The sequence below is a fragment of the Psychrobacter sp. AOP3-A1-26 genome (assembly GCF_052378235.1).
Classification (GTDB): domain Bacteria; phylum Pseudomonadota; class Gammaproteobacteria; order Pseudomonadales; family Moraxellaceae; genus Psychrobacter.
In genome coordinates this window covers 1-316 of record NZ_JBQSXN010000229.1, presented here as the reverse complement: position 1 = coordinate 316, position 316 = coordinate 1, and the positions used below count along the sequence as shown (strand labels likewise).

The window sequence follows — 316 nt, the reverse complement described above, 5'->3', positions numbered from 1 at the left end:
GTGAGGGTCTAAATTGAAAATTATAACAGCACTTCCATTAAAGGCATTAAGCATTGCCATTGTTTCTATCATGCTTTCTGCCTGTGGAGGAGACGATGATAGCACGCCACCAGCAGTGCAACCTCCAGTTGACTCAGTTGAGCCCCCTACAGTAAAGCCACCAGCGACAAGTATCCCAGCTACGCCAATTGGACCAAGCAAACCGAGTATTCCTGCTACGCCAATTGAGCCGAGCAAACCGAGTATTCCTTCAACACCAATCGGACCAAGCAAACCAAGCATTCCTTCAACACCAATCGGACCAAGCAAACCAAGC

At 48.1% G+C, this 316-nt stretch carries 1 pseudogene; it reads right to left on the bottom strand.

Going from position 1 to position 316, the window contains the following annotated elements:
* Window positions 1–316, bottom strand: a pseudogene (locus ACT3TU_RS14415) (hypothetical protein); the annotation flags it as partial.